Origin of the sequence: Paenibacillus ihbetae, assembly GCF_002741055.1 — a bacterium.
Classification (GTDB): domain Bacteria; phylum Bacillota; class Bacilli; order Paenibacillales; family Paenibacillaceae; genus Paenibacillus_AQ; species Paenibacillus_AQ ihbetae.
In genome coordinates this window covers 84,887-106,991 of record NZ_CP016809.1, presented here as the reverse complement: position 1 = coordinate 106,991, position 22,105 = coordinate 84,887, and the positions used below count along the sequence as shown (strand labels likewise).

Here is a 22,105-nt window from a genome sequence, read left to right as displayed (position 1 = left end):
CTTAAATATCAAGTTGTCTTTATCATTAAAAAAAGGAAAGAGGCAGCCAAGGTGAAATTTCGCCTTTGGCTGCCTTTTCTCTTATTCGCTATGGGCGGCTCATGGCGGTTTCGCCGGTTCGCGTCAACTCAAGCAGGCCATACGGCTTCAGGAGCTGAAGGAGGGCATTGTTTTGAGCAGTCTTGCCGACCACCTGTACGATGAGCGCCTCCATTCCTACATCGGCGATGGTGCAGTGAAAAGTCTCTGCAATAGAAATAATCTCCTGTCTCTGCCCAGGTGTCGCCCTCAGCTTCATGAGCATTAATTCCCGAGAGAGCTTGGGCGCGGCATCAAGCGGAGTGACTTGGATGACATCGATAAGCTTGTTTAACTGCAGGATCAGCTGATCACGCATTTGACGGTTGCCCGCAGCGACGATTATCATCCGTGACAAATTCTCGATTTCACAGCCGCCTACCGTGATGCTCTCGATGTTATAGCCTCGGCGGCTGAATAGATTGGCGACCCGCTGCAGTACGCCGGGATGATCGTTCGTCAATACAGAAATGGTATGCCTATCCATTCGTTATCGTTTCCCCCGTTATCATATCGCTAAGTGCCATCCCCTGCGGCACCATTGGGTATACCAGCTCATCCGGATCGACCACAAAATCGATCAGAACGGGCCCTGGCGTTTTCATGGCAAGCGCCCATGCCCGCTGGGCTTCTTCCGGTGTATGCGCCCGCAGTCCCGTTATGCCATAAGCTTCCGCAAGTTTGACAAAGTCCGGACTGCCCGACAAATCGATATGACTGTGGCGCCCCTCGTAAACAAGCTCTTGCCATTGTTTGATCATGCCCAGCGTGCGGTTGTTGATCACCACGATCTTCACGGGGATGTGATGGATGGCGCACACCGCCAGCTCCTGTGCACACATCTGCATCCCGCCGTCACCGTTGATCGATATGACCGTGCGTCCGGGATTGCCGATCTGTGCGCCGATGGCAGCAGGAAAACCGAAGCCCATCGTACCGAGGCCGCCTGATGTGATCAGGGTCCGGGGATGATTGAATCGGCCGTACTGTGCGGTCCACATTTGATGCTGCCCGACATCGGTCGTGATAATGGCTTCACCTCCGGTGGTGGCGGCAATCATCTCAATCACGTATTGCGGCTTGAGTTCCTGTCCATCTTGACGGTAGCGGAGAGGGTAATCCCTACTGAGCTGGTTTAATTCGGCAAGCCATGGACTGGTATGGTTAAAGCTGTGCGGTCCTGGATCCGTCCCCAGCACATCAAGCAGTGCACGGAGTACCGTGCCGGCATCCCCGTTAACGGAGATGGACGAAGTCACCAGCTTGCCGATTTCGGCAGGATCAATATCAATGTGTGCTATGACCGCCTGTGGTGCGAATCCGTCAAGCCGCATGGTCACCCGGTCATCAAATCGGGAGCCGACCGAGACGAGCAAATCGCACGCCAACAGCGCCCGGTTGGCGGCGTAAGTTCCATGCATGCCTGCCATGCCGAGCGATAGGGGATCATCGGATGGAAAACCCCCGATTCCCAGCAGCGTAGTCGTCACTGGAATGCCGAAGCGATGAGCCAGCTCAACCAGCGCGTGCTCGGCACCGGCATGGATAACCCCTGCTCCCGCGAGAAGGAGAGGTTTCTTCGCAGCCCGGAGTGCGGCCGCCAGCTTTGCGACCTGGTCCGGGCAAACATCGGGAACCGGATTGTAACCCCTTATGGAGATTTCTTCAGGGTACAGGAACACAGTCGTTTCAGCGGACACATCCTTCGGGATATCAACCAATACCGGTCCTTTACGTCCGGAATTCGCCAAATAAAAAGCTTCACGAAGTACCCGGGGCAGCTCTTGTGCAGATCGCACCAAATAACTGTGTTTGGTCACTGGTTGGGTCATGCCGACGATATCAGCTTCTTGGAATGCGTCTGTGCCAAGCAGTGTGGTAGCCACATTGCCGGTGATAACGACCAGCGGAACGCTGTCCATATGAGCGGTAGCAATCCCAGTGATCAGATTGGTTGCGCCTGGTCCCGATGTGGCCAGGCAAACGCCGGTCCTGCCTGTGGCGCGGGCATACCCATCTGCGGCGTGAATGGCTCCTTGTTCATGCCGGGTCAGAATATGCTTGAAGTCCGGATTACCGTGCATCGCATCGTATATATACAACACGGCACCCCCAGGGTAACCAAAGACGCATTCCACCCCTTCAAGCAGCAGGGTCCGCAGCAGGATTTCCGATCCGCTGATTCGATCCCTTTGTAACAATCGTTTACGATCCGTTGGATTCATGGCTGTTCACTCCCTTCAACTACACGGTAACATGCAGGTGCTGAAGCGAGTACTACCCATCCTGTTACTTTAATAGTATACTTTTGGCTAAGAATTTACCGGGAGCGGACCGAAGATGGAAACGATAAGAGATGTCATGATCAGGCTAGGCGCCGAGGAATTTACGGGAAGAAGCTTTGAATGCCGGTATTTTAGCAGAATGCTGGAGGCCGGGACCGAAGGAACGGCACGGATTTTAAATGTGCACGGTACAGGCGGAATTGGCAAAACGACGCTGTTGACGCATTTCAGACGTTTGGCGGAGACTGCAGGGGCGGGGTTTGCGCTGATGGACATGCGCGATTATATGGGTAACCCGGAGCTGTTTTTGAAAGACTTAGCATCCAGCTTGGGCGGGGAATTTGAAATAAGCACCGTGGATGCAGCTCGGTCTACAATGCTTGCGGAACAGATAATCGAGCATTTGAACAGCCTTACACAGGGGAGACGGATCGTATTGGCCATGGACCAATACGAAGAAGCAGGAAGTATTGATCCATGGCTTCGCGAAACCTTATTACCCCGTCTCGGGGCCAATCAGCTGATTGTCATTGCAGGGAGGTATCCGCTCGGCAGCCCCTGGAAGCTGTCTTCCTTATGGAGGAGATTGATCATCGACCTCCCGATCAGCGAATTTCAGTATGAGGAGGCAAAAATCTATCTCCAGCGACAAGGAGTTACGGACGACGCTCTGATCGACCGGCTGTGGCTGATCTCGTCAGGGCATCCGCTATCCTTGTCTCTGCTCGCCGTTAACGCGGGAAGCGGCCAATTCCACTACAGCGATAAAAAAGAAATGCATGCGGAACTGCTTCCATACTGGCTAGAGGAGGTACCTGACGAAACGCTCCGAGCTTTGGTATACGCGGCATCCATTCCCCGAAGCTTCGATCTCGAAATGCTGCAGCGGGTGATGGAAGCACCGCTTTCTGGCGATGTATTCGAGCGATTGATCAAGCTTTCCTTTGTCCGAAGCTCTTCCCGGGGGTGGCAGCTTCACGATCTGGTTCGGGACGCTGCGCGGCAAACGTTTCGGAAACGGCAGCCGGATACGTTCAAGCTGTATCTTGAGCGATTGACTGCTGTTCTTAACGAACGCGTTCGTTTAAAAATGGCGGAAGGATCGGCCGCAGCTCCGGACATATACGAGCTGATCAGCCATTCAGGCCATCCGATTCTACGCGCGCATTTTCGGCATAATCGCAGCTCGGCAAATTATTGGGAGCCGGTGACGGATCAAACCTTTCTGGAGATGGAGAACTATATCGAGCAGCGGAAAGCGGCGGCCAAGTCAGCGAGAATTATTTGCTCCGATCCGGACAGCGATCAGTGGTTTCGTTATGAGTTAACAGCACATGAGAGACTGCTTCGGCTAACCGGATGGGACACTGCCGAATTGGCCGCATTTGGGCTGGATTCGTTCCGTCTGCTTCGGGGACCGGACGGTGAAGTGCTCGGGATAGCGGCAATGCCGCCCGTTCGGCCTGAAACGCTGCCCTATTTACTTCGGAACCCGATTTCGGGCCCTTATTTCCGGAAGTTGACGGGGGAGCATCATCTGCAGGAAAGTGGGTTATGCAAGTTTATATTTGCCGTAGATGTGATCGACCCCGAAAGCCGCGATTTGCGCTCGGACAGTGTGAATCTGATTATGGAACTCGTTTTATCGGGAGCTTTGCTTATTGCCTGCCCCCCGGAGCTTCCTTTTTACCAGGATTCCCATATCAGCATGGGGTTTGAACCCGTAATCGGGATTGAGGATCCTTATATCTATAGCTGCGGCATTCAGGCATCAGCGTATCGTTTGGATACTCGCGGAAGCAGATTGGATGCGTTTCTTAAGAAGACGGCGAATTTAAGAGAAAAGATTGTCGCCATAGGAGAACAGCATCCTATGAATCAGCAAGCAGTGGGGGACTCACTGCTGAATCAGTTGACCCCGAGAGAGCTTGAAGTGGCCGAACATATTGCTTTGGGGGCCACCAACAAGGAAATTGCCAGCGCATTGTTTATTAGCGAGGCGGCGGTCAAGAAGCATCTGAATGCCATGCTGTACAAGACTGGGCTGAAGAACCGTACGCAAATTGCTGCGGAACTGCTGCGGTCGCGAACAGAATCGGGCCCTACCCGCCAACCTTAGAAGGAACCGCGAGATTAGTTAACCGAAGGTTTTATTTATATTGGATAGACAGGTATATATCAGAGGGGCTGACGAAAGACAAGGCGTTTTGTGAGTGCTCTCCATTTACGGGAGGAATACCGTTAGATTGCCTGCAGAATCGTTATTTTTGGAAAAGGGTGAAGGTTTATTGAAGAAGGCGCTGCATTCGCAGCGCCTTCTTTGTGCGGCTGGGGAGCTCCCCGCTCATTCGCCATCCCACGCTTGAAGGACCATAATCGCTGCACCGGTAGCGACAGCTTCATCGGTTAGAATCCCGGGTGTGAAGACCGGATTGTATTCAGGATAATGGTAAGTGTTCTTCTTGGCGATTTCCACGGCGTTGTCGAACACGATCCGGTGCGCGGTCATCAGCGGCCCGCCTAAAATAACGTATTCGGGATGAAGCGCATTGATCAGATTGGCCAGCCCGATCCCCAAGTATGCGGCGGTTTCCGAGAATTGCTCGGTTACGAGCGGATCCCCGCTCCTAAGAGCGTCGATCAGCGCAGAGAAGTTCACTTGCTCCGGCGGCATGCCGGACAGTATGCTGTAACGCCCGATTTTGAGTTGGGTACGGACGCGCTCTTCCAGCGCGGGAACCGAGACGAAGGCCTCCAAAGCGCCATAGTTGCCTTTATCGCGCAGGCGATGGCCGTTGGCCTGGATGATCATTTGCCCGACAGCCCCCTCGGTGTCAACGGCCCCGCGTAGAACTTGACCGCCCGACATGGCGGCGGACCGGATATTAACGCCGGCGTGCACGTAAAGGGCATGCTGTATGTTGTGGGCTCGAAGCGCCCAATGCTCGCCAATCAATGCGGTATTGGCACCGTTGTCGAGCAAGGCGGGAATCCCAAGTCTTGTCTGAAGCAGGTCGCAAATCGGAACGTTCTTCCACCTGGAAGCCGGGAAGAACTCCGGCTCGAGTATCAAGCCTTGGCTCTGATCCAGCGGACCGACCGCCCCGATCCCGATTCCGAGGACATCTTCTGCCGATATTCCGCGGGCGGCGAGGACCTTCCCGGCTTCTAATGCGACCAGGTCGACCAAGCGCTCCGGCGTCATGTGGTCGTCCATTTTCCAGCGTGTCACATTCAAGGTGTTTAGGTGCATGTCATATAGTCCGAGCGCGGAATGAATACGGGAAATATCGAGACCTAGCAAATACCGGTATGTCGGATTGGTTTGAAACAGGAGCGGCTTTCTGCCGCCGGTAGAGCTCCCGAGACCGGAGACGACGATCAGGCCCTGGGAAGTCATCTCTTCAAGCAGACGCGTCATGCTGCTGCTGGTAATTGAAAAATGATGCATCAAATCGACTTTCGAGGCAGTCCCGAGGTAGGATATACGATCGTAAACCTGCTTCTTAAGCGGAGGATTGGAATGAACCACCATAAGTATCGTTCTCCATTTCCAAGTTCATTAGTCGGGTATATCAAGTATAGCGGCATCGTCGTATTATTTCCAGACAAGACATCGGATTAATCGACTTTACATCATTTTGATATTATTACACAAGAGTTTCATATGATTTTTGATTCTATCATGATGATTGGCCAACATATTCCTCACTAAAAATAAAACTTAATACCAAAATGGAATTAATGTGCTATAATTCTAATATGACAAACTAAAGCATAAAGGGTGAGGCCGGATGAACGATGCGCAAATCCGAAGGTTTAAGCTGTTGGGGCAATTGTTCGGCGTTTTTATAAGAATCGGACCTTCCACGTTCGGTGGAGGTTATTCGATGATCACGATGATCGAGGAGGAAATCGTTCATAAAAAAGGGTGGATGAACGAGGAAGAGATGGGGGAGATGGTGACCATTGCCGGCTCCGCTCCGGGTGGGGTTGCCGTTAATTCCTCTGCCTTTATCGGCTATCGGCTTGCCGGGATCCTAGGGGCGGTTACGGCAGTCTTTGCAATCACGCTGCCCACGTTCATGATCGTATTTCTTCTGAGTCTCCTCAGCACGATTTTTAAGGATAACGAGAAAATGACAGCTGCGCTCCAAGGCATTCATGCTTCGATAGTGGCTCTGATTATCGTTGCTGCCTGTAAAATGTGGAAGTCCTCCATCCTGGATACCGCCACGCTGTTGATCGCGGCGTCTGCGGTGTTTCTCTTATTATTTACGGATATCCATTCGCTTTACCTCATCCTTGGCGGCCCGTTAGCGGGAATAGCGGTGATCTTGTGCAAACGCCAGCTAGGAATGGCCGTTCGAACGGAGAAGCCGCCTTCTGAAGATAAGCGGGAATTGCATTATCCGGAATATTATATTTGAAGGAGGACCCTTATGCTATGGCAGCTATTCATCGTCTTTCTTAAAGTCGGCCTCGTCTCGTTCGGCGGGGGATATGCTGTGCTCACGCTGATCCAGCGGGAGGCGGGAGGCAGGGGATGGACGGATCTCGAGGAATTCCAGGAAGTCGTAGCCATGGCCGGCATGGCGCCGGGTTCCATTGCGACCAATGCTGCGACATTGATCGGTTATTCGGAGGCCGGTATTCTGGGGGCTATCATAGCCACGGTCGGCATCATTTTGCCGTCGCTCATCCTCGTCATTCTAATTTCGTCATTCTTTTTGAGGCTGCACAACAACGCGTGGATCAAATCATCGTTTTACGGCTTGCGTCCGATCGTTACCGGCCTGATCATTTACGCCGCCGTCCATTTCGGATTCGGAAGACTCGGCGATGCGGCGCTGAGCTGGACTATGGTCGGAATGCTGCTGATCTGCGCGGGCAGTCTTGCTTTGGTGACGAAGTATAAAGTACACCCCTTTGCGGTGATTTTACTGTCCGCTGTTGCGGGCATAGTATTATTTTGACATCGGACTCGGCAGGTAAGGATAGCCCATAACGCGATTTAATAAAAAGATTGGGGGCAGCTCGAAGGCAAACCAGTCATAGCGAACAGCCCCCTGTTTAGTTTCCAAGGCATAAGCCAAGAGATTGCATTTAGTATAGAAGCGGTTTAGGCATGATGGATTCTTGGCATCGGCATCGGCTCTTTCCCGAGCTCAGCCCACACATATTTGAGCAGAAGCTCCGATTTCAGCCCTTCGTACCCCGGTTCGCTCCATAAGTTGCGAAGCTCCCCCGGATCCTCCTTCAGGTCGAATATTTCCCCATACGTTTGATTGTAATAGACTGTGATTTTATAGCGATCATCTACGTACGTTTTCTGATGAATCGTTGTCGGCTCGTGCCGGAACTCGCAGATCGCGTGGTCCCTCGCGCTTTCCCGGGAGCCAAGCCAAACTTCCTTCTGATCGACGCCGGCCATGGACGGTGGTATCGGCAGTCCGCAGATGGAGAGGAAGGTGGGGGCAAGATCAACCAGGGATTGGATGGCGCTCGATCTTCTCCCGGCGGGAACCCGGCCGGGATACCGCACGATGAACGGAAGCTTGATCAAATCCTCATAATGAAAACCTCCCTTGGCCTGCAGGCCATGTTGGCCGAAGAAATGACCGTGATCCGTCGTAAATACGACCAAGGTATTCTCGGCTAGACCCAGTTCGTCCAGCTTATCCAGAATGCTGCCGATATATTTGTCCATCAAGCTGATCATGCCGTAATAAACGGCGACCAGCTTCTTCTTGTCATATTCCGTCAGCCGTTCTTTGCCCCCGTATTCATAGTAATGATGGGAACGATAACCGTGGATGCCGAATCCCGTCTCCATCCATTCGGAGAAGTCGGGATTTTCCTCCTGGGTCATGCCGAAATGCGGTGGATTGCGGTCATGCTCACCAGGCACAAGCGCGGGGATCGTAAGCTTTTCCGGATCGTACATCGTATCCCATGGCTCCGGAGCCAAATATTCCGGGTGCGGATCGAAGAAACTCGCCCATAGGAAGAATGGGTCTCCGGTTTTGTTGTGCTCCTCGAGACGGGTGTTCGTACGCTCGGCAATCCACGCGTTGTAGTGGTATCGTTCCGGAATCGGCCACTTGTACGTTTGCTTGGGATTCATTGTGCCGGTAGGAGGAAGGAAGTGCTGGCGCCAGTTAGTACATCCATTCTCTTCCAGCCACAGTGCATAATGCTGTCCGACATGTGCCTCGTTCGTATGGTTGCGTGCTAGCTCGACGTGGTCGAAGCCATAGAACGGTCCATGGAACTTCCGCCAATATTCCAAGTCCTGCAAGACCGGGTAAGCTTCTTTCGACTCGTACTCCGGCGTCGATTTCAAGGGCTGAAAATGAGCTTTGCCGATCAACGTGGTTTTGTATCCTGCCGCACTGAAATCTTCCCCGACCGTATGGCGGTCCTCCAGCAATTTCGTTCCCAATGTCCATGCGCCGTGTTGGCTTGGGTACATGCCAGTAATGATGGAGGCTCGACTGGGCGTACAAGTAGGATTCGGACAATAGGCCCGCTCGAACGTCGTCCCTTCCCGTACCAGCCGATCCAAATTCGGAGTCGAAATTTCCGGTTGAAAGGCACCGATCGTATTCCAATGCTGTTGATCACTTGTGATCAGTAAAATGTTAGGTTGACTAGACAAAATTTATCCCCTCCCATTATGATAATATTGAATTATCAATGGTTTAGGAATATCGTTATGTTGTCTACATATTGTCATTTTGTTATCTAGATGATTTCATCAATACTTTCAGGAGGGTGGCAATCGATGATGCAGGAATATGATCACGAGTTTGCCGAGTTTATTTATTACACGCCCGGCTACCTCGATAAGGAGGCGCAGTTATGGCCAGTCCGGGGCGGCCGAAGCATTGCCAAGGCCCATTACAAGGTAGGACCGAAACGAATTGATTGTTACAGTCTTCATCTCGTTCTAGAGGGTAGGGTATGCCTTGATTTCGGCGACAAAAGGGTGGAACTCAGCAAGAACGATCTGTTTTGCCTGTTCCCGGGCAGAACCTATGATTATTACGCGCTTGCATCCGATGCGCCTCTGCAAATGAATTGGCTTGCCGTGGACGGCACCCGGGTCAAAGGGCTGCTGGGGCTTGCCGGGATCACGCCGGATCGACCATACGGGAAACAAATGCTTACTTCACCGGTCAAGGAAGCGGCGGCAAAAACGCTTGATAAGATGGCTGGCACCGAGCGCTGGCATCCGGCCGTCTCTTTGGCGCTTCAAGGGATGGTATGCGAGCTGATGTCGCTGCTCATTCCCGAGACAGAGCCGGTCCACTCAAGCGAACCCTCGCGGTGGATCCGTGCGTGTATGGATTTTATGGATCTTCACGCGACGGAAGGGATCACGGTGCAGCAAGTGGCCGCTTTTGCAGGCGTGCACCGCTCGTATTTCTCCAACGTGTTTGCCGGCCAAGTCGGGGTGTCCCCGCAGAAATATCTTCAGAACATCCGCATGGAAAAGGCGAAGCGCCTGCTTACCGAGACGGACGCATCCGTTACCGAGATCGCATTGTCCCTCGGTTATCCGAACCTCTACACGTTCACCCGAGCCTTCAAAATGTATTACAATATGCCTCCGCTGGCCATGCGAACCGGTGCGAAAGGTTAGCCGGAGCTTGTTTTTATTGCAAGCGCTAACGACCCATCTTGTTTTAATCATTCCAGCCGTATATTGGATGAATTAACCGTAAAAGAATGCGTTGCGGGGTTGGATTTACCGGGAGGTATCACGCTGAGGCGAAAATGATGCTGCAGAAACCAAGTCATAGCCTGCTAGTGTCAGTTTTCAGCAACTGAATCAACGAGGAACCTGGAGGCTCGAAAGGATTCATTGGAGCAGGATAAGAAGGCCGGACACCCCTCTCGGGACTGTCCGGCCTTCTCCGTCCTTATTCCAATCTTAAATCATCCTTACGCCCAATACCGACGAACGGAGCGCAAACGAGTATCCCACGATGACCCCGTTCGTGAATAGATCTTGCGGAACGCTACGAGTTCAACTGCACCAGCTTCCATTGCTGTGCGGCATTATTCAGGTCCTGCCAGATTTGCACGTTCGTCCCGTTGGCCGTGCCGCTGCCGCTAACGTCCAGTGCTTTCCCGCTATGGACGTTAATCAGTTTATAGAGACCGCCACCTTTATCGACGATCCGCCACAGCTGGTTCGCTCCGCCATGATTGTCCCAAATGGTCACATTCGAGCCGTTGTCCGTTCCCCATGCGTCGACTTCAAGCGCTTTGCCGCTATGGATGTTGATCAGGCTGTAATTCCCCCCGGAAGTCTCCGTGATTCGCCATTGCTGGTTCGCCCCGCCATGGTCGTCCCACAGGATCACATTCGAACCGTTCTCGGTTCTCCAGCCGTCAACCTCCAGCACTTTCTCGCTGTTCGGGTTCATGAGACGGTACGTTTGGCCAGAGGCTACCGTGATTTGTTCCCGAACGAACTCAACCCGATCCAGATCCGCCCACTGGGAAGAGGATGAATTCGACACGTAAAATCCGATCGTTGCCTTGCCGTTTGTCACTTGAATGTTCGATATCGTCACCGGCGTCCATGATGTTGTGACAGGACAGCCGGCTTGAAGCATGCTGCCGCCATAATCCTTCACTTCCATGACGCAGCTGTTCTGGCTCCCGCTGCTTCGCATGTGGGCACGCATCGTGTAGGTGCCGTTATCAAGGCCGGTTATCGTCTGACCGATATATGCAGTCGATGGCCCGGTTGTCCCCGCGAGCCCAACGAAGTAAGATCCTTCTGCTGCGGGCAGCCCGACACTGTCATTCACGCCGTGGATATGAATCCGGTTGGGGTAATCGTCGCCGTACGTGGTCCAGCCGGTTACATTAGCCGTTTCAAAGCCGGGATTGTTGACGAGATTCGTCTGCGCCGGTGTCACGGTATGACCAAAGCGCATATAGATGCCGTTTGCAGGGTACGTTGCGCTGGTGACTGCTGCGACGCGTGTGGAATCAATGGTCATGAGGGCGTTCCAATTGGAAGACTTCGTATCGGACACCGGAAAAACGTTGGTTTTATACTGCCATGTCGCACCGTTATCGGAGCTGATCATCGTATGCATCGAGGTGTAGGGATCTCCCGTATTGGCGCTGCTCTCATCGGTCTGGAATGCCGCCATCAGGTGGCCGTCGGCGAGCTTTACGACGAACGGGGCGCCCGCCTTTTTGCCGCTGCCGCTTGGCACGTACATCGTCTGGCGGGGGACTGACCAATTGAAGCCGTCCGGGGAAATTTTAAATTTGATAACAAAAGAATGGCCGGGAACGTCGGAGGCTTCGAATACGGTCATATATCGGCCGTCGTTCATTCGCGTGATGACCGGCATGCCGTCGCGGGAGCCGGCTGCAACTCCGTCGCTGACGGTGATGCGATTGCCCCAGCCGCTGCCGCTCCACGTTTTCATATATAAATTTTGCAAGCCGGTCGTTCCGACGGCCGCCGGGCTGTCATCCGCGTATAGCACGGCAATCGTGCCGTTGATCATTTCCAAGTGCGGCTCCCACAAACCTTTAAAGCCGGAGGCGGTTGAACTGCCGATCAATCCGCCGGGCAAATCGCTCCAGGTATATCCGCTGTCAACGCTCCGCCGGACGTTTAGCTGGGTCTCATAGGTCGAGCCGTTCTGCACGACGAGCCGGTAAGCCAGCCATATTTCTCCGCTCGGCAGCCTCAGCATTTGACCGTTCCCCACATTGCCGGCGGCGCTGGAGACAGCTGTGATCGGAGCACTCCATGTCTTGCCGGCGTCCTGTGTCCTGGAGACAACGATGCGCGTGTTGCCTCCACCGGCGTTAGTGTCGAAGGATACAAGCCATTCGCTTGGCGACAGCTTGAGGAGCCTTGGATACCATACGCCTCCAGAAGGCGGAGTATAAATGGCAGTCTGCTGCGAAGCCCATGCCATGCCGGTAGAAGCTGCATGGACCGGCGATAACGGAAATGCCGTTAAAGCAAGCGCAAAGATAACGATGAAGGCAAGCGATTTCTTCCATAAGCTTTGGTTCTGATTCATTGGCAAACCTCCCAATCCATTATAGAAAGCGCTTTCTAAAATGGATTGTATCGCAGTTAATATAAATTAAGATATACTAAATATATATTATTTTCACTTGGGACCGACGTAAAAGCGAGGTATAACATGGAGCATCCGTTATATAAACAAATTCAAAACGACATCCGCGGCCGCATTCGGAGTGGCGAGCTACAGGCAGGTGCCCTTGTTCCTTCGGAGAAGGAGCTTGCTCAGCAATACGGCGTAAGCCAAATCACATCCAAAAATGCACTGAACGGATTGGTGGAGGAAGGCTTGCTCGTGCGGTTTCGGGGGAAAGGCACCTTCGTGCGGGAGCATGGTTCTCAGGAAGGGCCGGAGCATGGGGCGGATACGAAGCGGACGATCGCGATTATTTTGCCTACAATGAAAACCAAGATTGATCAGCAGCTGCTCGACGGGCTGGAGCGATATTGTGCCGACAGAGGATATGACCTGTTGTTCCGCATTACGCGGGAGTCACCGGAGGAAGAGTCAACAGCGATTGAGCAGTTCAGGAAACGGGGAGTTGACGGGTTTATTATTTTTCCGGTGGAGCAGGAAAGCTACAATACCGCGATATTGCGCTTGTCGCTTGACCAAGTTCCATTGGTGCTTGTCGACCGCTTCTTGAAGGAGATCAAGACCTACAGCGTGAGCTCCGACAATTACGGCGGCGTTCGAGAAGCTGTATCCGGGTTGCTTGCGGCTGGACACACGCGCATTGCCTATTTGTCTCCGGAAATTACGAATTCGGTTACGGACGATAGAGCTAAAGGATTTGAGGCCGCCTTCATGGAGCAGGGCTTGCCCATAGACAAGACGCTGTGGTGCATGCTGGACCTGGAAACGATCGGAGAAGGGCGCGGCCAACAGGAAATCGAGCGTTTTCTGCGGGTACGGAGCGATGTCACGGCTGTCTTTGCCGTTAACGCGGAGCTGGCACGCTACGCCTATAACGCGATTCGCGAAATTTGGCAGGGAACGGGGAGCGCGCCCCTGCTGGCTGCCTTTGATGATCCGGATCTCGAAGGTATACCTTATGTCCATCAGCGATTGGATGACGTATGCCGGATTGCCGTCGATTTGCTCTCAGAACAGCTTAGCGGGACCTATGAGCCACGGCGTGAAGTCGTTCCCGTCCAATGGACGGACACGATGATTCCCAGACCTTGAGGGAAGGAACAACCAATCCAATCCATTAGCCCCTTACGATAACAAGAAGTCTGCGCCGGATCGGGTGCAGGCTTCTTGTTTCACGGGAACAGGTGAAGGGAATTTGAAAATGGTACAATGGCTGTAACGGTATTGGTAAAGGAATACATAAGGGGATAGTAAGGACCTGGTAATAGGTGATATAGGGGAGGATGGGATATGATGCGGCTTGAGACGAAACGATTGATCATTCGGGAGTTTACGATGACGGATATGGCGGATGTGCACCGCTATGCATCCGATCCCATGGTCACCGAGCACACGATGTGGGGACCGAATACGGAAGAAGACACGCTGCAATATCTTCGCATGGTTATTCAATACAGCGAACAGACGCCGAGGAACAATTATGAGCTCGCGATCACGTTGAAAGACGGTGGCGCCCTAATCGGTGGATGTGGCATTTATCGCATGGATACCAATGCCGAGATGGGATATTGCTTGAACCGGGATTATTGGCGGCAGGGTTATACTTTGGAAGCGGCCGAGGCTATATGCCGTTTCGGTTTCGAGACGCTCGGGGTACATCGAGTTTACGCTACCTGCCGGCCAGGAAACGCCGGATAGGCCGGCGTACTTCGCCGCATCGGCATGAAACAGGAGGGCCATTTGCGTCAGCATCTATGGTTCAAGGAACGGTTTCACGATTCGTATCTCTTCTCGATTCTGAAAGATGAATTCGCCCGATCCCAAAAGGAACAGTGGAGCGATAAGCGCTGATGTTAGGGGAGGACGGAAGCGGTGCAGTGTGCGGCGGGAACGAATGAGTGCTGTAGGATGGCGAGAGCGGGAGTGACGAACGTTGAACGGAGGAGGAAGCGATGTGAATGCCAAACATTTAGTGGCAAGTCGAAACGGCGTCTCCGTTTATTCGGACGGACATGGTAAAGTATATTTTACGAAGGACCACCCCGAATCGGTCGTCGTGCTGGCCAAGCAGGAGGATGAGTTTCTGCTGATCCAACAGCAGCGTAACCCGGTTAATGAGCTGGTCATCCAGCTCCCTGGCGGAGGCGTTCATCAAGGCGAGGATCCAGAAAGTCGCTGCGAGGCGTGAACTGCTTGAAGAGACCGGATACGAATGCGGGCGACTTCATTACTTTGGACGGATGTATCCCGCTTCTTGGCGCTGCAACGAGGTCGCGCATGTCTACTATACAGAAGAGCTTCTGGTTCGAGGAGAAGCCCGGCCGGAAGATCACGAGAGCATTCAAGTGATCCGAATCCCGGTTGAGGAGTGTCTTCACCGGGTTCAGCAGAACGAGATTCAGGATTCGGAGCTGGTATTTGCCGTTTTGCAATGCTTGCTCCGTGGAATGATCCGTCTTTATTGATGGGGTGATGTACTAGTTCATTGGGATCGAATTCTTGTTGGTTGATAAGAAAATATAAGGGAGATGCCGGAGATGGAAGCGGAGAAAGGCCATATTCTGCGTCAGGCCGAAGATTTTGCCCGCTCGGTGCATGAGAACGATGCAAGCGGTCATGACTGGTGGCATGTCAAACGAGTAAGCCGTCTTGCACGGATGCTGGCGGTTTTTGAGGGTGCAAATGCCTACTTATGCGAGTTGGCTGCACTTCTCCATGATTTAGTGGACGAGAAATTGAACGACTCGAAAGAAAATGCCATCGCCAGGCTTGAGCGGTGGATGAAGCAGGCAGGCGTAGATCGTGATGACCAAGCGCATATCCTTTCGATCATCGTGAATATGTCTTATGCCGGAGGAACGGGCGCCGAGATGACCACCTTGGAGGCGAAAATCGTTCAGGATGCTGATCGTCTGGACGCTCTGGGTGCCATTGGCATTGCTCGAACCTTTGCTTACTCCGGGTGGAAGGGCCAGAAAATTTACGACCCTTCAATCATGCCCCGTGAGCAGATGACTCGGGATGAATACCGGAAGGGCGAAAGTACCGCAATCAATCATTTCGACGAGAAGCTGTTTAAGCTTAAGGATCTGATGAATACGGATGCTGCCCGGCTCCTGGCCGAAGGAAGGCACCAAGGCATGCAATATTTCCGGAAGGCGTTCGACACCGAATGGGAGCTCGGAAACGAAGCTTATCTGAGGGAGTCGCCCATCTACAGAGGAAAAGTCTCGCGTGTTCATGTAGCGTTTGATGCGTCCACAGCCGGCTCGTTAAGGATTATTCTTCGTTCGCGGCCCGATGAGCTTGTCATTGTCCTGGACGACAATTTGATGGTCGGACCAATGCCGGACGATGAGCGCCTTTATGAAACCTTTTCGGAACGGACACGGTGGTTTTCAGAGCGTTATCGTGGATTAAGCTCGGACGAGTGGAAGCTGATTCAACTCGAGGCAGCTATCCGCTGGAAGGCATGGCCTGAGCAATTAACTTCCGTGCCGTGCCTAATTTGGGCCGGCGATTCCGCGAAAGAACTGCTCGGTCTGCGGCGATTGCTGTCACGTCTTTCCGGCCATCCCGAGCTTTACCGCGTAAATGCGACGAAAGTGCTTCAGGAACAAAATCCGGATATCCGATATAAAAATACGGGAGAGATAACGCCCTGCCAACTTAAGAATGCGCTGGATCTGCCTGATGGCATCGTGAGACTATCCGCGGAAGATCAGGAGCACGATCGGCAGGATTGGCTTCGGCTACTGGGCGAGAACGGCACGCTTCGCATTCTCCACAACGGGGAGCTTGTTACGGTTCCGGAGTCTTATTATGATGAAGAGATATTGAAGGCCGTTTACCGCGTGGAGGCCCGGTGCGGGTACTTTAGGAAATCAGCACGAGTTGTAGGTGAAGTGATCGGATCGGCAGAGATTGATACCGGCGATTCGTTTATCGAATATCGGGTACGCCATCTGATTAAGGAAGGGGTCTTGCTCTATGAAGGCAGCCTTGATGCGATGCGCAATTACAGCGTATCGCTGGTTGAGTCCGGCCCTCCCGAACAGCAAACGGAAAGCTATCGGCATCTTGCAAGGATCGTTAAGCTGAGAACGCTGCTTGGCGAACTGGCCGAAATTAAACTCCGCGAAAAGGGGATCGTCGAGCAGCTTAAGGGGATCGATTGGCAGGATCTCGGACTATCGGATTTGCCGGCTGATTCTGCCGACGCTGGGTTACCCGCCTTGGTTCAACAGCTGATGGACACCCAGCAGCCGCATGACCGGAACCGGGGTCAGCTTATCGAGAAACTCGCGCAAGCGATGCAGGCAATGATTGAAGAGATTGAAGATAAATAGATCACCAACAAGTATAGTCAACGAGCAAGGCACCTTTAAAGGAATCGGAATAACGGAGGAATCATCATGCTTTATACTCAACAAGTGATCGACGCAGTAAGACAGCATTCCCTTGAGATGGACAAGCACAGGAGTATCCCGAAGGAGGTGCTTGATTTTATTTACGATGAGCGTCTGTTCCATCTCTTCGTGCCCGATGAGCTGGAGGGAAGGATGACGGATCTGCCGGAGGCAGCACGTGTGTTCCAGTCATGTTCCCGGATCGATGGCAACCTGGGCTGGATGGTTACCATCGGTGCAGGCGGCGGTTTTTTCGCGGCTCTGCTGGAGCAAGGCGTCAGCAGGGAAATATTCGGGAAGCGAGATGCGGTGATCGCAGGAAGCGGGATGCCGACCGGAACGGCAAGACGGGTCGAAGGAGGGTATCGGGTCAGCGGAAAGTGGAAGTATTGCAGCGGCTCTACCTACGCGACCATGTTCACGGCCAATGCCGTCATCGAGTCCGAAAATGAAACGGCCAAAGCAAGTGAATCAGCTATAGCGGCAGAGGCTCAAGAGATTCGTGCCTTTGCATTTCAGCCGGAGCAGATCCGCATTCTTCCGGACTGGAACGCCTTCGGTCTTCGGGCGACGGCAAGCCACACGATGGTCGCCGAGGACATCTTCGTCCCGGATAACCGAACTTTCCTGTTCCACGAGATGAAGAGTTATGAACAGGAGGCAATCTACCGGTATCCGTTTCTGCCATTCGCCCAGGTATCTTTCGCTGCGGTTGCGCTCGGAATTGCCGAGCATTTCCTGGAAGCCGCCGAAGCCCTTGCTAATGCAAAGGGAAGCGAAACCTATGTGATGAACAAGCTGAAAGAGCACTCCGGCTTCCTTCGGGACAGTGAAGGCAATTTTTACGCAACGGTTGAGGATTCTTGGCAGGAGCTTCTGCAGGAAGGAGAATTATCGGGTGAGGCCGAAGCTGCCGTAACCGCCGCCAGCATCCGCGCAGTCAACACCGCGCGAGCCTGCGGTCAAACGCTGTTTCCGCTGCTTGGTTTAGCTGCAGCTATGGAAGACAGTGAAGTGAACCGGTGCTGGAGGGATCTTCAGACTGCATGCTCCCATTCGCTGCTTCGGAGCTATTCCTAATCTGCTATTTCTTCTGATTCATGCTTGCTAAACTAAAGCCTCTTTCATTAGCTCAACCTGTACAACAGAATCTCGGTTATTAAAGGATGATCCTGAGCTGCCAGCTCAGGGTCAGATTTTTATTCAAGGATATCTATTCATAGAGAGTGTATTCAAAGAATTGTATCCGCGGAAAAAGACCCGTAGACGGGTCTTCCGTTATCGAAACTTGCCGTAATCCTTGATTTTCACATGGATCGAGCATTCTATCTCAAGCTTCGGAATTTCCTCCCGCCACTTCATCTGCTGCCACTGCTTGAAGCCAACCCGGTTCCGGACATATCTCCCGATCCCCAGGTTATCCAGTTTATGCTCTTTCATAAGACTGACGATCGTATCTGCCCGCTTGCTAATATAGTGACTGACTTTATCCTCGAGCAGCCTTCGCTCCCGTTCGTTGCTAAGCTTCAGATCACCCAGGTACTCCAGCACAGATCCGGTTATATCCACTTCGATTTTGATTTTCTTTGCTCCGTCGGTTCCGGGGGCCACTTTGATTTTTCTCGAGCTCGTGATCGAGCTGAACATGACGACCTCCTTGGATGCCCCCGGAGCGGTCAGGTCGATGCTGATCTCACCTTCCCTGAATTTGCCTTTCAAAAAGGCAAACACCAACGAATCCTTTGGCTCGATCCTTGCGACATGCTTGTCGTCCCTGAATAGGGCGATGCCGTTGGTTGTTATGAAGCTGCTGTCTTGCTTTCGGATCATCGGCGCGATCGGGTCAACACCTTCGTCGAAGTAATCCCGTTGGAAGTTAAAGAGCGTCACCTTAGGTATCGTCTGCCCCTGGGATTCCTTCTCGAGCAGCATATCGATATATCTCCCGGTTCTTGGATGCTGTTCATAATTATCCCGCAGCAGCTCGCCTGCATTGCCGTCTACGACGCTAATTTTGATTTGGGAAGAGATGGATGGATCCCGGATCAACGCGTCCAGATGACCCTTGAGCCCGCTGCGGGCCAGCGACTCTCCAAACAGAACGTTTCGAATCTGTCCGCTGACGAGGAGCATGCCGGTCTTTCTCGACATGATCATTTTCGCTTCTTTGCTGCTGTTGGCTGCTGCTGACAACACTTCCCGGTCCGAGGAGGTTTCGGGGTCGGCTTGAGGGATCGATACTGAAATATCCAGCTGACCGCTCGGCAGCAAATCATAGCTAACGGTTTGGATAAGTCCCAGGTCCTCTAATACTCGCTGATCGCCGCAGGCATTTAGAGAAAGCATGATCAGCAGCAAGGGCATGAAGTACGGCATTTTTTTGCGTTTCAAGCGTTACACCGCCTTTTTCCGACGCTGCACCAGCAGCAGGATGATTAAAAGCAGCGGCATCGCATAAGCGAATCCGATCTGAATATAGCCGAGGATCATAATCCAATCGCGAATCGTATCCAGAACTTTCGGGATGAAGGAGACGATGAACGCAATGAGGGTTATTAAGAAATAATGTACATTGATTTTGATTCTCGGAAAAACGCGACGGGTGCTCTCCCCGGCGGCCCAAAAGTACATAACCAGCGTAATGATCGTTGTGAATAGAAAAAATCCGTAAAACAGGTTTTCGATCCGTTCGATGAATGGAAGCTTGATATACGCCAGCAAATCCAACAAAGGAAACAGCATTTGCTTAAGCAGCTCATGCCCGATGACCCCGAACGATACCAAGCTCATGATGACATATGATGCGGTGCGGATGAAATGGCCGTAGAGCGCTGCTTTCATCAATTTTGTCTTTTTATCGGCAAAGGGAAAGAGAAGCATACACAGCTCATATCCGAGAAAGGCGAGATAGATTTGGAAGAAGCCTTCGACCATATTTCCTCCATCTTGGAACATATAGGGGGTCAGCCGTTCGAGCTCAAATTCCCCGAAATAATACAGCATCAGCAGGTTCAACCATATCGTGGACCAAAAGAATACCGTGGATGCTTTGGAGATGTTGTAAAGACCTTTGGTTAACAGCAAAAATGCGAGAACGTCAATAAAGAACTTAAACACCATGGGATTGGTCGTCGGAAATGCAAACATCTGAAATATCAGCACGTACTGCTTGGCAACGAGGCACCCGATAAGGGACCATACGAAGCTGATTGCTAAATAGAAGGGAACGAGAATGAATTTCGGAATGCTTTGCTCCAAAATTTCAAAGATGGATCTCCCTTGACCGAGCCGGTAGACGAGGGAGATCAAATAGAGGTTCAAGCAGACCAGGATGGAGATCGGTATGACGCTGAGCCAGCCGTTGGTCCCGAAAAATTGAGCTTCGTCCCGAGCGATGCTGAATACATACACCCCGGTCTGAATCATATAGATCAGGATCATCGTATGGAACTGGGACAATTTTTCTCTCAACATGCGTCACCTTCTCATTTTTAATTTGACCTTATTCTTGGATCTTGCCTGCGACGGGCGTCTGCCAAGCATGCTAAAGGGCATTCTCAAAAAGACATCCCGCCAATCGTATGGCTCGAAGGGAGCAACCGGCGACAAATAGGAGGTTCCGATGCTCGTTAATCCGCTAAGATGGATTACGATCCAAGCCATGCCGATTGCCAATCCCAGGTTCCCCCATAATCCGGCCAAAATGATTAATAGAAACCGGAGAAGCCGGAAAGAAGCGCTCATCACATAATTGGGGATCACGAAGGAGGCGATTGCGGACGAAGCGACTGCAATAATGAGAATGTTGCTGGTCAGACCTGCTTGCACTGCTGCCTGGCCGATAACGATACCACCTACGATGCCGATGGTCTGGCCGATTTTGGTTGGGAGCCGCGCCCCGGCTTCCCTTAGTAACTCAATCGTCGTCTCCATCAATAAGGCCTCGAAGATCGGTGGGAACGGTACCTTGCTCCTTGACTCGGTCAGGGTGAGAATCAAATTCTCCGGAATCATTTCATAGTGGAACGAGGTCACAGAGACATAGAGTGCCGTTAACACCAGCGTTATAATGAGAGCCTGAAATCGGAGAAGCAGCGTCGCTGTTCCGATGCTCCAGCGCTGATAATAATCATCGGAGGAGGAGAAGAATTCGAAAAAGCTGGACGGGGCGCTGAAGGCGGTTGGACTTCCGTCCATCAAGCAAACAATACGTCCGGATACGAGCTTGGATGCGATGGTATCCGGACGTTCCGTGGTAAGGAACTGCGAGAACACCGAACGCGGGTGGTCATCAATACACTGGATCAGCATGTTGGTATCATGGATCGCATCAATTTCGACATCCTGGATGCGTTTGATCACATCCTTGGTAAATTTCGGATTGGCGATGTCTTTGATATACAGCACATAGACATCGGATTTGGTGACTTCGCCGACAGCCAGCTTGATCACCTTTAAGTGCGAGCTTTGCACTCTCTTGCGAATCAGGGATAAGTTGGTGTAAGCCTGTTCGGTAAATGCTTCATGAGGGCCGATAATCACTGTTTCCGTCTCCGATTCCGCAACGGTTCGGGAGGCGGGATAGATGACATCAAGCAGGAAGGCATGGTGATCAAATATAATGGCAGCCATACCAGATAAAATTCCTTCGACGCATTGCTTCGGTGCGGACACAGGCTTGTACATCGATTGGGCTTCCAGATGCTTCAGCGGATTTTCCGATTGAATCAGCGGCGGCAGGCAATCCCGCTCCAAGCGGTCTTCATTTACCAGATGGCTGAAGTACATGACATGCATCCGGTCCCCAAGGTAAGCGTTATGGACGAAATCCGCCGAATCATCGAACTGGTCAAGGATGTGCTGAAGGGTAAGAGGCTGCTGCTCTACAGATTGAAGCGTGTTGGGTGAATCCGTCTCCGAATCTTTCTCCGAATCATTGATCGATGTCAGGGGATCCTCCTCAATGAATATCGACTTCAGTCTTTCCTTCCATTTCCCCATAGGATCGTTCGCCTCCGCATCTTCTTACAATTTCTGTCCACAGTTTGTGTACCCGGACCGCTTTTTATCCAGGAGAGATCAATTGCTTGTATAAGATGAAGTTTCACGGGAATGTTAGGCATATGCCGTTGCTTCAAAGAGCCTATTTGCCATCATA

17 protein-coding genes and 1 pseudogene are annotated in these 22,105 nt (G+C 52.3%); 10 read left to right on the top strand and 8 right to left on the bottom strand.

What is annotated here, in order from left to right:
• Window positions 1-88: 88 nt before the first annotated feature.
• On the bottom strand, window positions 89-565 hold the full coding sequence (gene ilvN, locus BBD41_RS00420; RefSeq protein ID WP_099476341.1) for an acetolactate synthase small subunit: 477 nt from the start codon (window positions 563-565) through the stop codon (window positions 89-91).
• A complete protein-coding gene (gene ilvB / locus BBD41_RS00415; RefSeq protein ID WP_099476340.1) occupies window positions 558-2,303 on the bottom strand; it encodes a biosynthetic-type acetolactate synthase large subunit in 1,746 nt (581 codons plus the stop codon). Before ilvB ends, ilvN begins: the two co-directional genes overlap by 8 nt.
• A 115-nt stretch (window positions 2,304-2,418) precedes the next feature.
• Between ilvB and BBD41_RS29700 the strand changes: the two genes are divergently transcribed.
• On the top strand, window positions 2,419-4,482 hold the full coding sequence (locus tag BBD41_RS29700; RefSeq protein ID WP_157929246.1) for a LuxR C-terminal-related transcriptional regulator: 2,064 nt from the start codon (window positions 2,419-2,421) through the stop codon (window positions 4,480-4,482).
• Window positions 4,483-4,707: 225 nt separating this feature from the next.
• Here the strand turns inward: BBD41_RS29700 and BBD41_RS00405 are convergent, their stop codons facing one another.
• Window positions 4,708-5,898, bottom strand: coding sequence for an ROK family protein (locus BBD41_RS00405; RefSeq protein WP_099476339.1), 1,191 nt, complete (start codon window positions 5,896-5,898; stop codon window positions 4,708-4,710).
• A 259-nt stretch (window positions 5,899-6,157) separates the two neighbouring features.
• Between BBD41_RS00405 and BBD41_RS00400 the strand changes: the two genes are divergently transcribed.
• The gene (locus tag BBD41_RS00400) at window positions 6,158-6,793 is read left to right on the top strand and encodes a chromate transporter (RefSeq protein WP_167392950.1); all 636 of its coding nucleotides are present in this window, start codon (window positions 6,158-6,160) and stop codon (window positions 6,791-6,793) included.
• 12 nt (window positions 6,794-6,805) lie between these two features.
• Window positions 6,806-7,339 carry a chromate transporter gene (locus BBD41_RS00395; RefSeq protein ID WP_099476338.1) on the top strand — a complete coding sequence of 178 codons (534 nt, stop codon included), beginning with the start codon at window positions 6,806-6,808 and terminating at the stop codon, window positions 7,337-7,339.
• Window positions 7,340-7,485: 146 nt separating this feature from the next.
• On the opposite strand, the gene BBD41_RS00390 is transcribed toward BBD41_RS00395, so the two are convergent.
• On the bottom strand, window positions 7,486-9,024 hold the full coding sequence (locus tag BBD41_RS00390; protein ID WP_099476337.1) for a sulfatase family protein: 1,539 nt from the start codon (window positions 9,022-9,024) through the stop codon (window positions 7,486-7,488).
• A gap of 126 nt (window positions 9,025-9,150) precedes the next feature.
• Here BBD41_RS00390 and BBD41_RS00385 point away from each other — a divergent pair, with 126 nt between their 5' ends.
• Entirely contained in the window at window positions 9,151-10,011 is an 861-nt protein-coding gene (locus tag BBD41_RS00385) for an AraC family transcriptional regulator (protein WP_335582728.1), read from the top strand.
• Between the two features lie 379 nt (window positions 10,012-10,390).
• On the opposite strand, the gene BBD41_RS00380 is transcribed toward BBD41_RS00385, so the two are convergent.
• Window positions 10,391-12,436 (bottom strand): RICIN domain-containing protein, encoded by a 2,046-nt coding sequence (locus BBD41_RS00380; RefSeq protein ID WP_099476336.1) that lies wholly within the window; start codon window positions 12,434-12,436, stop codon window positions 10,391-10,393.
• Between the two features lie 126 nt (window positions 12,437-12,562).
• Here BBD41_RS00380 and BBD41_RS00375 point away from each other — a divergent pair, with 126 nt between their 5' ends.
• From BBD41_RS00375 to BBD41_RS00355, 6 genes and pseudogenes are all read left to right on the top strand, one after another.
• Window positions 12,563-13,630 (top strand): GntR family transcriptional regulator, encoded by a 1,068-nt coding sequence (locus tag BBD41_RS00375; protein ID WP_077566240.1) that lies wholly within the window; start codon window positions 12,563-12,565, stop codon window positions 13,628-13,630.
• Window positions 13,631-13,831: 201 nt separating this feature from the next.
• Window positions 13,832-14,389 (top strand): annotated as a pseudogene (locus BBD41_RS00370) (GNAT family N-acetyltransferase).
• Window positions 14,390-14,492: 103 nt separating this feature from the next.
• Entirely contained in the window at window positions 14,493-14,726 is a 234-nt protein-coding gene (locus tag BBD41_RS30445; RefSeq protein WP_250645311.1) for an NUDIX hydrolase, read from the top strand.
• A complete protein-coding gene (locus BBD41_RS00365) occupies window positions 14,653-15,003 on the top strand; it encodes an NUDIX hydrolase (RefSeq protein WP_250645310.1) in 351 nt (116 codons plus the stop codon). The genes BBD41_RS30445 and BBD41_RS00365 overlap by 74 nt, the downstream gene beginning before the upstream one ends.
• A gap of 72 nt (window positions 15,004-15,075) precedes the next feature.
• Window positions 15,076-16,887, top strand: a complete 1,812-nt coding sequence (locus BBD41_RS00360; RefSeq protein ID WP_077566244.1) for a DUF3658 domain-containing protein — start codon at window positions 15,076-15,078, stop codon at window positions 16,885-16,887.
• Between the two features lie 66 nt (window positions 16,888-16,953).
• Window positions 16,954-18,027 carry an acyl-CoA dehydrogenase family protein gene (locus BBD41_RS00355; protein ID WP_099476335.1) on the top strand — a complete coding sequence of 358 codons (1,074 nt, stop codon included), beginning with the start codon at window positions 16,954-16,956 and terminating at the stop codon, window positions 18,025-18,027.
• A 198-nt stretch (window positions 18,028-18,225) separates the two neighbouring features.
• Here BBD41_RS00355 and BBD41_RS00350 read toward each other — a convergent pair whose 3' ends face one another.
• From BBD41_RS00350 to BBD41_RS00340, 3 genes are read right to left on the bottom strand one after another with little or no spacing between them, the layout of a single operon-like run.
• Window positions 18,226-19,338, bottom strand: a complete 1,113-nt coding sequence (locus BBD41_RS00350; RefSeq protein ID WP_223260452.1) for a Ger(x)C family spore germination protein — start codon at window positions 19,336-19,338, stop codon at window positions 18,226-18,228.
• Between the two features lie 3 nt (window positions 19,339-19,341).
• A complete protein-coding gene (locus tag BBD41_RS00345; RefSeq protein ID WP_237086981.1) occupies window positions 19,342-20,421 on the bottom strand; it encodes a GerAB/ArcD/ProY family transporter in 1,080 nt (359 codons plus the stop codon).
• Between the two features lie 3 nt (window positions 20,422-20,424).
• Window positions 20,425-21,948 carry a spore germination protein gene (locus BBD41_RS00340; RefSeq protein WP_099476334.1) on the bottom strand — a complete coding sequence of 508 codons (1,524 nt, stop codon included), beginning with the start codon at window positions 21,946-21,948 and terminating at the stop codon, window positions 20,425-20,427.
• Between the last annotated feature and the right edge of the window lie 157 nt (window positions 21,949-22,105).